Annotated in this window: 9 protein-coding genes; 7 read left to right on the forward strand and 2 right to left on the reverse strand. The window is 70.8% G+C overall.

Annotated elements, in window-relative coordinates; genetic code table 11:
- The 7 genes from ACFYWM_RS39730 to ACFYWM_RS39760 all read left to right on the forward strand — a co-directional run.
- Positions 1–288, forward strand: a 288-nt coding sequence (locus ACFYWM_RS39730) for a hypothetical protein (RefSeq protein ID WP_389925436.1), incomplete at its 5' end; no start/stop codon positions are given.
- An 18-nt stretch (positions 289–306) separates the two neighbouring features.
- Positions 307–1,992 carry a histone-like nucleoid-structuring protein Lsr2 gene (locus ACFYWM_RS39735; RefSeq protein ID WP_389925439.1) on the forward strand — a complete coding sequence of 562 codons (1,686 nt, stop codon included), beginning with the start codon at positions 307–309 and terminating at the stop codon, positions 1,990–1,992.
- A gap of 153 nt (positions 1,993–2,145) precedes the next feature.
- Positions 2,146–2,913 (forward strand): DeoR/GlpR family DNA-binding transcription regulator, encoded by a 768-nt coding sequence (locus tag ACFYWM_RS39740; RefSeq protein ID WP_389925441.1) that lies wholly within the window; start codon positions 2,146–2,148, stop codon positions 2,911–2,913.
- A gap of 145 nt (positions 2,914–3,058) precedes the next feature.
- On the forward strand, positions 3,059–4,492 hold the full coding sequence (locus ACFYWM_RS39745) for an FGGY family carbohydrate kinase (protein WP_389925442.1): 1,434 nt from the start codon (positions 3,059–3,061) through the stop codon (positions 4,490–4,492).
- Between the two features lie 5 nt (positions 4,493–4,497).
- Positions 4,498–5,931 (forward strand): NAD(P)/FAD-dependent oxidoreductase, encoded by a 1,434-nt coding sequence (locus tag ACFYWM_RS39750; protein WP_389925584.1) that lies wholly within the window; start codon positions 4,498–4,500, stop codon positions 5,929–5,931.
- A complete protein-coding gene (locus tag ACFYWM_RS39755) occupies positions 5,928–7,187 on the forward strand; it encodes an NAD(P)/FAD-dependent oxidoreductase (protein ID WP_389925445.1) in 1,260 nt (419 codons plus the stop codon). The genes ACFYWM_RS39750 and ACFYWM_RS39755 overlap by 4 nt, the downstream gene beginning before the upstream one ends.
- 485 nt (positions 7,188–7,672) lie before the next feature.
- On the forward strand, positions 7,673–9,796 hold the full coding sequence (locus tag ACFYWM_RS39760; RefSeq protein WP_389925448.1) for a hypothetical protein: 2,124 nt from the start codon (positions 7,673–7,675) through the stop codon (positions 9,794–9,796).
- A 124-nt stretch (positions 9,797–9,920) separates the two neighbouring features.
- On the opposite strand, the gene ACFYWM_RS39765 is transcribed toward ACFYWM_RS39760, so the two are convergent.
- Both ACFYWM_RS39765 and ACFYWM_RS39770 read right to left on the reverse strand, forming a co-directional pair.
- On the reverse strand, positions 9,921–11,822 hold the full coding sequence (locus ACFYWM_RS39765) for a LamG domain-containing protein (protein WP_389925450.1): 1,902 nt from the start codon (positions 11,820–11,822) through the stop codon (positions 9,921–9,923).
- Between the two features lie 359 nt (positions 11,823–12,181).
- Positions 12,182–13,672 carry a serine/threonine-protein kinase gene (locus ACFYWM_RS39770; protein ID WP_389925452.1) on the reverse strand — a complete coding sequence of 497 codons (1,491 nt, stop codon included), beginning with the start codon at positions 13,670–13,672 and terminating at the stop codon, positions 12,182–12,184.
- Positions 13,673–13,943: the final 271 nt, after the last annotated feature.

Below are 13,943 nucleotides of genomic sequence, written 5' to 3' on the forward strand. Positions count from 1 at the left end.
AAAGCTACCTCGCGGGCCTTCATCTACGCGGAGCCATCGTGTGGCTCCGAAGCCTTCAACCCATCTAAAGATTCAAAGCCCGTACAGGCCCTAGGCCTGCTGGTGGAGGCACGAACGTGGCAGCCGCACTTCTCCACATGGGACCGCGCCTGGGCATGGGCCAAAGCGCGAACGTTCTTCGCCGAGCAGCGCCGACCAGGTCTCGAGCAACGCTTGGAGGCCGAGCTTGAAGCCGCGACCGCGCGGGAGATGCGCCTGACCGCGGAACTCGCCGCCGAACAGGCCTGACAGGCGGCGTTGAGCCGAATGAACCCCCACCAGACAACGGCGCTGCGGGCCTACCAGGATCACATTGGCAAACTGGGAAAGGGCACCGGACGATACGCCGGCAAGTTTCAGTCCCTCGCGCGCGAGGCCATGCACCACGCCCGTGACGCGGTTCCCGCCTGGATCATGCCGATCCAGCAGGTACTGGAGACGATCCCGCCGATCCGCGACTCCTTCGACGTCGTCATCGTTGACGAGGCCAGCCAGGCGGGTATCGAAGCGCTCTTCCTGCTCTGGCTCGCACCTCGTGTCATCGTTGTCGGCGACGACAAGCAGTGTGCCCCCTCAACCGTGACCCACGGTGAGCTTGAGCCAATTTTCGCGAAGTTGTCGACGTACCTCCCGGACCTGCCCGCCTACCTCCGAGACGCCTTCACTCCCAAGTCGAGTCTCTTCGACCTGCTCGCGACGAGATTCGGCACGGTCTTGCGGCTCAAGGAGCATTTCCGATGTATGCCGGAGATCATTAACTTCTCCTCCGGCCAGTTCTACGCGGACGAACCGCTGGTACCACTCCGGCAGTTCGGTGCCGACCGGCTGCCGCCACTGCGTGTTGTGCGCGTCACCGGCGCACGGAGCGAGGGATCGGCGACCCGGCTGCGCAACGTGGTGGAGGCCGAAGCAATCGTGGACCGGATCCTCACCTGCGTGGAGGATCCGGCCTATAAGGACAAGACATTCGGTGTCGTCGTGCTGCAGGGCACCGGGCAGACACTGCTGATTCACAACATGCTGCTCGATCGGCTGGATACCAGGGATTGGGAGAGGCTGCGCCTGCGAGTCGGTACACCTCCCGACTTCCAAGGTGACGAACGCGACGTGATATTCCTTTCCATGGTGATCGCCGAGAGGCGTTCCGCGGTGACGAGCACCGAATGGCAACGCAGGTTCAACGTGGCTGCCTCACGGGCCAAGGATCAGATGTGGCTTTTTCACTCCGTCAGCCCAGATCTCCTTTCACCGGCGTGCCTTCGCAGATCGTTTCTCGGCTACATGCTGAACCCGCCCGCGACACTGCTCACGGCATCGTTGAGCGATGTGACCCCCAGCGATCCTCATCCGGAGTTCGACTCGCTCTTCGAGCAGCGGGTGTTCCTCCGTATCCGTGAACGCGGATACAACGTCGTTCCCCAGGTGGAGGTCAACGGTCGCCGGATCGACCTTGTGGTGAGCGGCGCCAAGGGGCGCCTCGCGGTCGAATGTGACGGTGACTTCTGGCACGGCACCCCGCAACAACGAGAAGCGGACCTCGACCGGGAGCGCGAACTCAAACGCGCGGGGTGGCGATTCTGGCGTATCCGGGAGAGCGAGTTCTACTTCGATCCTCAGACGGCCATGGAGTCTCTCTGGGCCGAACTCGGCCGACGAGGCATCTCACCAGGGGAGAGCCCTGGAGATGAGACCGGTACATCCTCATCGTGGAGTGCCCTGTCCCTGTCGGGAAACGATGGCTGGGACGGGCTCGAAGACGGCGACTCCAGTGACATGAACGAATCGCCGATCGGAACCCTGAACGAATCACCCCGCGGCGGCTCTTCCCCGGCGGGCACGACCACGCCGCGGATCCGCACCTGGGCTCGCACTCAGGGGTATGCCGTCGGCGACCGTGGCCGTCTTCCCGAAGACGTGGTGGAGGCGTATCACCACGCGCACAGTGCCCGTTAGCCAGGAAGCCCCTCCGTCCCCCTGACGGCTTACGACCGTTTCCTCGAGGCAGGGTAAAGAATCCGAATGTGACAGGGGTGCATTGACCGGGCCCTGACGTCGGCGCATGCTTTCCCCTATGGGTCCACAAATACCCACAAAAGTGGTCAAGTAGTGCTGCCCGCCGAGCGGCACTCGCGGATCGGGGCGGCGCTTCGGGCCCGCAGGGTCGTCAGCACCGACGAGTTCGCGCGCGAGCTCGGCGTGTCGGCGGAGACGATCCGCCGTGACCTCGTACTGCTCGAACTCAGGGGGACGCTGGCGCGCGTCCACGGGGGCGCGACGATCGCGCTCGGGAAGGCCGCGGGCGAGGAGGCCCCGTTCGCCGAGCGCGCCGGGACCGCCACGGACGCGAAGCGGCGCATCGGGCGGGCCGCTGCGGGCCTGGCGCGTCCCGGCCAGACGGTCGTGATCGACGTGGGGACCACCGCCGTGCAGGTGGCGCGGGCGCTCCCGCCGGACTTCTCCGGGATCGTCGCCACGTGCTCCCTGCTGGTCGCGGCGGAGCTGGCCGAACGGCCCGGTGTCGAGGTCCTCGTCTGCGGGGGCAGGCTCAGGGCCGGGGATCTCGCGGTCTCGAACTCGGTCGCCCAGGCGTTCTTCGCGGACCTGAACCCCGACATCGCGTTCCTCGGCTCCGGGGGCGTCGACGCGTCGGCCGGGCTCACCGACTACTACCTGGACGAGATCGCGACGCGGAGGATCATCCTCGGGAACGCGGCGTGCTCGTACGTGCTGGCCGATTCGAGCAAGTTCGGGCTGGTCGCCCGGCACCGGGTCGCCGATCTGGGGGAGCTCGCCGGGCTGATCACCGAGGCGGAGCCGCCGCCCGCCATCCGGGAGGCCTTCACCCGCGGGGGCGGAACGGTCGTCCTGTCATGAACGCCCTCAAAGTCGAACCTGCCATGCACGTCCCCAAGGCCGAACCCGTCATGAACGCCCCCAAGATCGAACCTGCCATGAACACCCCAAAGATCGAACCTGTCACGAACGCCCCCGAGGTCGAGCGCGGAAAGGGTACGCAGAGGTGAGCACCGTGCTGGCGATAGACCAGGGCACGTCCGCCACCAAGGCGATCGTCGTCGACGCGGGCGGCGAGGTACTCGGCCTCGCCGAGCTGCCGGTCCGCCCCGCCTACCTGCCGGGGGGCGGGGTCGAGCAGGACCCCGCGGAGCTCCTCGACTCGGTCCTCGACGCGGGCCGCCGGGCCGTCGCGCGGGCCGGGGTGCCGGTCGACGCCGTCGCGCTGGCGAACCAGGGCGAGACGGTGCTGGCCTGGAACCCGGTGACGGGCGCTCCCCTCTCCCCCGCCGTCGTCTGGCAGGACCGCAGGTCGGAGGGCATCTGCGCGGAGCTGGCCGGATACGGGGAGCGGATCGCCGGCGTCACCGGGCTCGTCCTCGACCCGTACTTCTCCGCGCCGAAGATGGCGTGGCTGCGCCGGAACGTGACCGGGGAAGGGGTGGTCACCACCTCGGACTCCTGGATCGTCCACCACCTGACCGGGGAGTTCGTCACCGACGTCACCACGGCCGGACGGTCGCTGGTCACCCGGCTCGACGACGCCGGGTGGGACCCGGAGCTGCTGGAGCTGTTCGGGCTCGGCGGGGAGTGCCTGCCGCGCGTCGTCCCGTGCGACGAGGTGGTCGGGCACACCTCCGCGTTCGGCGGGCGGGTCCCCGTCGCCGGGCTCGTGGTCGACCAGCAGGCGGCGCTGCTCGCCGAGAACTGCCTGCGGGCCGGTGAGGCGAAGTGCACCTTCGGCACCGGCGCGTTCCTGCTCGCCAACACCGGCACCTCCGCCGTGCGCTCCACCGCCGGGCTCGCCGCCTCGGTCGCCTGGCGGGTCAGGGGGGAGACCTCGTACTGCTTCGACGGCCAGGTCTACACGGCCGCCTCCGCCGTACGGTGGATGCGGGACCTCGGGTTCGTCGGCAGCGCCGCGGACCTCGACGCGGTCGCGGCGGCCGACTCCGAGGGGGTGCTGTGCGTCCCGGCGCTGGCGGGCCTGGCCGCCCCCTGGTGGCGTCCCGACGCCAGGGCCTCGTTCTGCGGGATGACCCTCTCCACCGGTCCCGGGCACCTCGTGCTCGCCGTCCTCCAGGGGATCGCGGCGCAGGTCGCCGAGCTGTGCGAACTCGTCGCCGCCGACCTCGGGCGGCCGCTCACCCGGCTGCGGGTGGACGGCGGGCTCACCCGCAGCCGGGTCCTCATGCAGGCGGTCGCCGACCTGACGCGGATCCCGATCGACGTCTACCCCTCCCCGCACGCCACCCCGATGGGCGCGGTGGCGCTGGCCCGCGCCTCGCTCGACCCCTCGCTCTCCCTTGAGGACGCGGTGCACGCGTGGGAACCCGGCACGACGTACGAGCCCCGGTGGTCCGCGGACCGGGCGGCCGGCTTCCGATCCCGCTGGAGGGACGCCGTCGCCGCCGCCCTGCCCCGGGAGGGAGCGCTGTGAACACCATGATGTCCTCCGCCGCGCCGGCCGTGTTCGACGTGGCGGTGATCGGTGCCGGGATCGTCGGGTCGGCCGTCGCCAGGGAGCTGGCGGCGTACGAGCTGAGCGTCGCGTTGCTGGACGCGCGGGACGACGTCGGTGACGGTACGAGCAAGGCGAACACCGCGATCCTGCACACCGGGTTCGACGCGAAGCCCGGCACGCTCGAAGCCCGGCTGGTCCGCGAGGGTTACCGCCTGCTCTCCGACTACGCGGCGCGGACCGGGATCCCCGTCGAGCGCACCGGGGCCCTGCTGGTGGCCTGGAACGCCGAGGAGCTCGCCGCGCTGCCGGGCCTGCGGGAGAGGGCGGAGCGCAACGGGTACGGGGAGACGGAGATCGTCGGCCCCGGCGAGGTGTACCGGCAACTGCCCTGCCTGGGCGCGGGAGCCCTGGGGGGCCTCACCGTCCCGGACGAGTCCATCGTCTGCACCTGGACCACCAACCTCGCCCTGGCCACCGACGCCGTCGGCCGCGGGGTGACGCTGCTGCTGAACCGGGCGGTCCGGGCGGTCGAACAGCTTGGCGACGTGACCGTGCTGCGCACCTCGGGCGGGGACGTGCGCGCCCGCTGGGTCGTCAACGCGGCCGGGCTCGGCGCCGACGTCGTCGACCGGCTGTTCGGCCACGACCGTTTCACCGTCACGCCGCGGCGCGGCGAGCTGCTGGTCTACGACAAGCTCGCCCGCCCGCTGGTCGACAAGATCGTTCTGCCGGTGCCCGGCCCCTGGGGCAAGGGCGTGCTGATCTGCCCGACCGTCTACGGCAACGTGCTGCTCGGCCCCACCGCCGAGGACCTCACCGACCGTACCGACACCGGGACCTCCGAGGAGGGGCTGGGATTCCTCCTGAGCAGGGGCGAGAGGCTGATGCCCGGCCTGGTGCGCGAGGAGGTGACCGCGACCTACGCCGGTCTGCGCGCGGCGAGCGACCACCCGGACTATCTCGTCGAGGCCGACCCGGAGCGGCGCTACGTGCTGGTCGGCGGGATCCGCTCGACCGGCCTCACCGCCGGTATCGCCATCGCCGGGTACGTCGCCGAGCTGGCCCGCGACGCCGGCCTGGCGCTCGTGCCGCGCGAGAACCTGCCGGAACCGCCCCGCATGCCCAACCTCGGTGAGGCGTACCCGCGCCCGTACCAGGACGCCGCCCGGATCGCCGCCGACCCCGCGTACGGCAAGGTGGTCTGCTTCTGCGAGCGGGTGACCGCCGGTGAGATCCGCGACGCCTTCCGCTCGCCGATCCCGCCGGCCGGCCTGGACGGGCTCCGCCGCCGCACCCGGGCGCTGAACGGGCGCTGCCAGGGGTTCCTCTGCGGCGCCGAGGTCGGGGAACTGCTGGCCCGCAAGGGTGACAGCACCAGCGGGCACCCGCACGCATCCCTGGAGGCCCGCCGATGACGGTCACCGGCCTCACCACCCTCACCCCGGCCGTCGTCATCGTCGGCGGCGGGCCGGCCGGGCTGAGCGCCGCCCGCGAGCTCGCGCCGAGGGTCGACGGCGAGGTGCTCGTCCTGGACAGGGAGGGTACGGCCGGGGGCATCCCCCGGCACAGCGATCATCCCGGCTACGGGATCAGGGACATGAGACGCTTCCTGAGCGGGCCCGCCTACGCCAGGAGGCTCGTGCGGCTGGCCGAGGCCGCCGGGGCGACGATCCGGACGGACGCCACCGTGACGAACTGGGCGGGCGACCACGCGATCGAGGCCACCACCCCGACGGGCCGCATCCGGGTCGAGGCACGGGCCGTCGTCCTGGCCACCGGTGCCCGCGAGCGCCCGCGCCCGGCCCGCCTCATCCCCGGGGACCGCGCCCACGGCGTCTACACCACCGGCCACCTGCAGAACATCGTCCATCTGCGGAACGGCAGGATCGGCAGGAGGGCCGTCATCTCCGGCGCGGAGCTCGTCAGCTGGTCGGCCGCGCTCACCCTGCGCGCGGCCGGTTGCCGGACCGTCCTGATGACCACCGAGTACGAGCGGGCGGACTCCTACGCCCTCTTCAGCGTCCCGGGCCGGCTCCTCTTCCGTACCCGGGTCGCCACCCGCACCCGCGTGACGAGGATCATCGGCCGGCCGGAGCTCGAAGCGGTCGAGGTCGAGAACATCGACACCGGCGAAAGGCGGGTCGTCCCGTGCGACACGCTCGTCCTGACCGGTGACTGGATCCCCGACCACGAGCTGGCGCGCGCCGCGGGGATCGCCCTCGACCCCGGCACGAACGGCCCCCTGGTCGACGGCGCGCTGCGGACCGACCAGCCCGGCGTGTTCGCCGTGGGCAACCTGCTCCACCCGGTCGACACGGCCGACATCGCGGCGCTCGACGGCGCCCACGTGGCCGGCTCCGTCGTCGCCTGGCTGGACGGCAGGACGCCGCCGGCCGAACAGATGCGGCTCCTCGCCGACACGCCCTTCCGCTGGGTGTCGCCGGAGATCTTCCGCCCCGGGGACCCCGCCCCGGCCCGCCACCGGCTCCTGCTGTGGAGCGACCGCTATATCCCGTTCCCCCGCGTCGTCCTGCGGCAGGCGGGAAAGGTCGTCGCCCGCAGGCGGCTGTGGTGGCCCGCGGCCCCCGGCCGGGTGTTCCGCGTCCCGGCGAGCCTGCTGGCCGGGATCGACCCCGCGGGCGGTCCCGTACGCATCGGCGTGGAGACCTGACGCCCCTCGGGAAAGCTGACTCCCCGCGCGTGTCACGGGGTGTCACGGGTCGAACAGGCAGTCCTTCAGCCCGCTAAATAACGAACATAATGCATAAAACATCATATTGATGAACTTCATCTGGTCCACCGGCACGTTCCCGTCGGCCGGTCCCGTGGAAGCCGGCGAACGGATTCCCGCGACACCGGGAGTCGGGCACCCGGGTGCCCGCTGAGCGGCGATCTGATGGAAAGACCGCGACACCGGCCCGGCAGGTCGTCACACTGGGGGCGACAAAGTCGGCCGATCGCGGCAACACCCCCGCCCGCTGCACCGATTTACGTCTTATGCACGCTTAATTCAGCACTGAACACCATTTATGGTGCAAAAAGCGCACCCGCTGGAACCGGCGGAGCCTGGCTGACATCCAACCCCGTACGGCTGGCGTCCATTTATCGGACATGAGCCGTACATCCCCCAGGTTGTGACAATGAGGTGTCGTGACTATGGCGTCGAAAGTGACGCGGTTATATCAGGCGGTGCTGCGCGACCCGGCCGCCCCCATCTCGATCCGGCTGCGCCGTACCTTCTCGGAGTGGGTCGAGCGCAAGGGGTTCCCGTCTCCGGGCGCGGCGCGAGCGATGGTCGAGGCCGAGGCCGGCCGGGCGCGGCTCACGATGGAACGCCGCGGTGACTGCGGTCGCTACACGCTGGACGAGCCGTACGGGGAGGGGCACCTGCGGACGCGGGTGACCTACGCGGAGTCGGTGCCGGGCATGACGGGGTGGGTCATCGTCACCGTGGACCGGCACGAGGGGCGCGAGCCGGAGCGCCGCGAGAGGCGGGAGCCCTACCGGCGCGGGAGACGCGAGCCGGAACGGCGGGAGCGGCGCGAACCGGTGGTGGTGAGCGTGCCCGGTTTCCTCCCGGCGTACCTGCGCACCGCGCGCATCAGCGACGGCGGCGTCCACGTGGAGGACGGCCCGGTGGTCCTCGACGAGGAGGGCATGGACCGGTTCGTCCCCGTGCTGGCCGAGCCCCGCCGGAGGGTGCCGATCCTCGTCCTGTCCGTGGACCCGCAGAACCCCGAGGCCGCGCGCTCCCACGCCGACTACCTGGCCGGCGCGGTGACCGGCGCGAGCCTGGTGGTACGGCTGGCCGACCTGCGCGCCCAGAACCGGTTCAACAAGGCGATGGGCAAGGAACTGGGCGTGTTCGGCGGCGGGATACGCACCTACCTCGCCCCCTTCGACCCCGCCGGGGAACGTCACCCCCGCAGGCACCCGCCCATGGGCGCCGCCATGATCAGGGACCAGGGCGACGCCGCCCTCGACCGGATCGTCACCGGGGCCGTCGGCGACACCGTCCATCGCGAGCTTCCCCCGGACGTCCAGCGGACGCTCCACGTCGTCTACCGGGTGCTCGCCGGACGTGCCGACCTGAGCGAGATCGCCGAGGCCGCGGCCCGGCCCGCGAGGACCGACTCCGCCCGCGAGGAGCTACGGCGGCGGATGATGGCCATGACCCGGCGCCCGGTGCCCGCCCCACCCGGCGGAACCGGCAGGGCCGCCGAGGTTCCCGCCGAGGTCTCCACCGAGGTCTCCGCCGGGAACACCGAAGAGACCGGGGAGACCGGGGAGACCGGGAACACCGGGGAGACCGGGAAGAGCGTCTCCGGGGTGGAGGAGATCGCCCAGGTGGTGGCGGACATGGTGGTCAAGGAGCTGCGCGGCGACCTGGACACGGCGCTGGGGCTCGCCACGTCGTCACAGACCTCCGCCGGCGACCTCGCCAGAGTTCTCCGCGAGCTCCGCACACTCGGCGCACACCTCTCCGGCCTGCGCGACATCGTCGCGGAACAGCACCGCGGCCCTTTCACGAGCGCCTCCCTCACGGGCGTCCCTCCCACGGACGACCCCCTCACCAACGGCTCCCTCACCGGCCAGGAGAGCGACCCTCCGGCCGCCGGGACCGGGAACCTCCGCGAGGAGCACCGGTTGCTCACCGAGGAGTACGCCGAGGCCGTCACGAACGCGAGGAAGCTCACCGAGCGGGTCCGCTGGCTGGAGGGCAGGCTCGCCGAGGCGGGCCGGCCGGTGTTCGGCGTGCCCGGGGAGAGCCCCGTCTTCGAGCCCGCCAGCCTGGTCGATGTCCTGGCCGAGGCCCGCGAGAGCCTGCGCCACATCGTCGTCGGCGACACCGACGCCGCGGCCGCCCGGCTCGACCTGGACCACCCCGCCCAGTCGCGTACGTGGGCGGCGAAGGCCTGGGACTCCCTGCGCGCCCTGGAGGACTTCGCGGCGGCCCGGTCGGCCGGGAGGTTCTCCGGCGGCTTCTACGAGTGGTGCTCCCAGGGCTCCTCCGGCCGCCTCACCATCCCCACCGGGATGCTGTCCATGCGCGAGTCGAGGACAGTGGTCACCCGTTCCAAGTTCAGCGACCGCCGGACCTTCGCCGTACCGCCCGAGGTGAGTCCGGGCGGGCAGGTCCTGATGGAGTCGCACGTCAAGCTCCGGCCCGTCGGCTACCCCGCGCCCAGGATGTACTTCCACGACGACTCCGGCGGCGCCACCGGCAAGATCTGGATCGGTTACCTGGGCGAGCACCTCCCCAACACCCGTACGAACTGACCGGTGACGGCGGAATCATGTCCTGTGGACGACGACTTCCCTGGCGTCGACCGTTTCCGGCGCCGTCTCCGTACCGGCCGTGACGGTACGGCCCGCGCGGGCGCGGACCGTACCTCGCCTCTCGTCAGGGGACCGGGGTCTCCATGAGGGTCCTGATCTGAGCCGGGCTGAGGGCGGCGGTGTGTGCCCTGACCTCGTCGATCTTGCCGTCGAAGGGGTCGGCGGTCGAGCCCGCGACCCAGAAGGATGCCGTGTGGTCGGTCGGGTGGAAGGAAAGCCTCCGTACCGCCGCCGGTTCCCCGTTGATGTAAAGGGCGAAGGTGCTCTCCTCGTAGGTGACCGCCAGATGGCTCCAGACCCCGATGGGCAAGGTGCGGTGGCTCGCCACCACGGTCCCGTGGCTCGACACGTTGTCAAGAGCCACGACAGAAGGACCCCGTGGGTCCCGGGAGGACGCGTACACCCTGAATTCGGTTTCCGCGTTCCTCCACGTGAGCAGTGCCTGCCCCGTCTCGACCTCCTGGGAGGGGTTGACCCAGGCGGAGACGGTCATACCCTCGGTCATCCCCAGTGACGTGGACGGCCGTGTCTCGATCGAGCTGTTGACATCACCGGAGAACCGCATGGACGTGCCGAACCTGCCGTCCGCCCAGGCGGCGTCGAAGGCCGTGCCGTTGTTGCCCTTCCCCGAGCTGTCCCGCACGGTCGTGCCGGTGCCCTCGTTCATCCCGTAGGCGAGGGCCAGGGTCCGTGACAGGTCGGCCTCGGGACGGGTCGTCACCACCGCCTCCCGCGACGGCGCGCTGCGCTGACCGATCCGGTCCACCATGACGATCCGGTAGTAGTACGTGCCGACCGCCGGCACCGGGTCCAGATGCTCCCACGTCGAGGGTTCGGGAATCGTGGCGACCAGGGTCGCGGCCGACGGGGTGAAGCCGGGGACCGTCGACCGGTGGACCTCCGAGGCGCTGAGCCCACGGTCGTCGGAGGGGTTGCTCCACCACACGGCCGCCGACCCGCCATGGCCGAGGGCCCAGACCGACGAGGGCGGGGTGGGAGGGTTGTCGGGCGCCATCACCTGGGCGGACACCGCCTCGGACAGCGGTCCGAGCTGGCCCGAGGTGTCGATCGCGGCCACGCGGTAGTGGTACGTGCCCTGGGACTGGAGGACGTCCGCGTAGGAGGTGGAGGTCACGGTGCCCCGGAGGGTCGAGGCCGAGGGCGTGAAGTCCGCGTACGTGGATCTGTGCACCTGATAGCCGGTGATCCCGACGTCGTCGGTGCTCGCCTGCCAGGAGAGCGCGGCCCTGCCGTGTCCGGGGACGGCGGTCAGGCCCTCCAGCGCGGTCGGCGGGCTGTTCGGAGCCCCGCCGGTCACCGGTGTGGTCATGTCGGCGTTGATCTGGGCCTCGCTGAGCGCCGTGTCGTAGACCCTCACCTCGTCCACGAGGCCTCCCCACTGGGAGACGACGAACGGGGCGGTGGTCACCGTGACGGCACCCTGAACCGGCTTGGAGGCCACCATCGCGCCGTTGACGTACAGGCGCAGGACCTGGCCGTCATAGGTGGTGGCGAGATGGCTCCAGGTGTACGGGGGCAGCACTCCCCTGGCGATCTGGTGGATGTCCGTGGTCTGGACGGCCCCCAGGGAGGCCGCGAGGCGGTAGGAGGGGCCCTTGCCGACGATCGTGTTCCCGTTTCCCCCGGCCAGGGGGTTGACCCAGGCCTCCAGCGTCACCGCCGAGGTGAGGCGCAGGGACGGGGCGTCGTTCGCGACCACCCTGCTCCCTCCCGCGGTCACGTCGACGGCCTTGCCGTACTTCCCGTCCCTCCAGGTGGTGGTGCGGGTGGCGGTGCCGGTGTTGCCGTGACCCGACGCGTCGGCGACGACGGTGCCGGCGCCCTCGTCCATGCCGTAGGCGAGCACCGGAACGGGCTCGTCCGCGGCGAGGGCCGCCGAGGGAGCCGTCAGCAGTGTCGCGCCGAGCAGCAGTCCCGCGCACGCGGCGAGACCCCTTCCGAACATACTCAATATCACTCCCCGTAAAAGAATCCCCCGATTCCCGTACGGACATTATGCGTTGCCGGCCGAAGGTCCGCGCGGCCCGAATCAAGGAAAGCCCGTGCCACTCGATTCGTGAACCTTTTCGACGCGCCGCCGCGACCCGGTGACGACACTCCGGCCGGTGAGGCCGCCGGCCCCGCCGCGACGCGGCTCGAAAACGGCCGGCGGACCGTGACGGAATACCATTCGTGAAAGCTCGCACCACAACGGCTCTCTCCACAAAAAAGCGAGAAAATTCCACGGCTCTTTGGCCGCCTCACCGTTTCCGGCCCCCGTACGAGCTGATCGGCGGCCGGTGAGTCCCGCTCGTTCTCGGGGCCTCAGCGGTCGCTGAGACCCTGGAGGATCGCGCGGACCTCTCCCGCGTTGTGGTGGTACGGGCCGTACCTGCGTTCGAGGTCGGGCAGCAGCTCGCCGAGCAGCCGTCTGGCCCGCCCCCTGTTGCCCGCGTCGAGCTCCACCATCCCGATCTGGCGCCGGAGTTCGAGGATCCGCTCCTCCCCCGCGCCGAACCGCCTCTCGTCGGCCAGCAGCCGCCGGAGCTGGGCCAGGGCGAGGTTCGTCTCCCCGATCGCCGCGTGGCACCCCGCCTCCATCAACCGGCACCGCAGGGCGAGGTTGTTGTCCGGCCCCTCCACCCTGGCGACGTCGGCCGCGAGCCGCTGGAACTCGGGCGCCGCCCGGCGGTAGTCGCCGCCGAGGAAGAGGGCCTCGGCGAGCTCGATCCGCAGGTCGACCACCGCGGAGCTCGTCGAGCCGAAGGAGCCCGCCGCGGGCCCGACCACCTCCGCCAGCAGGTCCGCCGCCTGGCCGAACCGTGCCTCCGCCTTGAGGAGGTCGGCGTCCTTGCGGGCGCGCTCGATGTCGGCCCGCTCGATCTGCGCCAGTCCCGCGGCCCGCCTGATCCGCGCCGGCCGCACCGGATGGGAGGGCCGCCGGTTGTCGGCCCGCCGGGAGGAGATCCCTCCCAGGACGGTGGCGTACATGCGCACCGGATGGGACGCGTCCAGGTCGACGTAGCCGGGAAAGGGCGGCAGCTCGCGGCAGAAGTCGAGCAGCCGCTCATAGACGACGTCCGCGCTCGCCGGCCGGTCCTCGGGCGCCTTCGCGAGCAGCCGCAGGACGAGCCGTTCCAGCCCCTCGGGGACGTCCTGCCTCCTGGCGCGCAGCGGCCGGGGCGTGACGTCGGTGTGGTTGCGCATCGCGGCCAGCGGGGTGGGGGCGGCGAACTGGTTGCTCCCGGCGAGCATCTCGTCCAGGATCACGCCGAGGGAGTAGAGGTCGCTCCGCGGTCCCGCGGTCCCGGCCATGGCCTGCTCCGGCGCCATGTAGGCCGGTGTGCCGAGCACCTCGCCCGTCCTGGTGAGGTTCGCCGTGTCGGTGGAGGCGAGCGCGGCGGCGATGCCGAAGTCGAGGACCTTGACCGTGCCGTCGGGACAGAGCATCAGGTTGCCCGGTTTGAGGTCGCGGTGGACGAGCGAGCTGGCGTGGGCCACGGCCAGGACCGAGCACACCTGGGCGGCGATCGCCACGGCCCACGCCACGGGCACCTCCGTCTCGTCGAGCAGCGTCGCGACGGAACACCCCCTGACGAGTTGCATGACCATGTAGAGGTCGTCACCGTGCGGCCCGCAGTCGTAGATGGTCGGCACCCCGGGGTGTTCCAGCCGGGCGGTGATCCGCGACTCGCGTACGAAACGCCTGGCCAGTTCCTCGTCCCGGCGACCGTCGGGAAACCTTTCGGCTTTGATGAATTTGATGGCGATCTGCCGATCCAGGCGGTTGTCGTAGCCGAACCAGACCTCTCCCATTCCTCCGGAACGACGTGACATGGGATCCAACTCGTAACGGCCACCGATGATCGTTCCTCTGCCCAAAACGATTCGCCCTCCAGAAACGCCCCGTCTTCCCCAGGAAAATGTAGCGCTCTCGGAGTCCCGTCGTCGTGGGCGAGAGTTCCTCCAGGTCACGGCCCCGCGATCGGGTCGGTTCGCGTCGGAGTTGGCCGTCGAATGCGTCGCGCGTCCATGCCCCGGCTTTTCATGTGCCCACGTGATATCGGGCAATTCCCGCGCCACTCCC

Source organism: Streptosporangium sp. NPDC002721 (assembly GCF_042888905.1).
Classification (GTDB): domain Bacteria; phylum Actinomycetota; class Actinomycetes; order Streptosporangiales; family Streptosporangiaceae; genus Streptosporangium.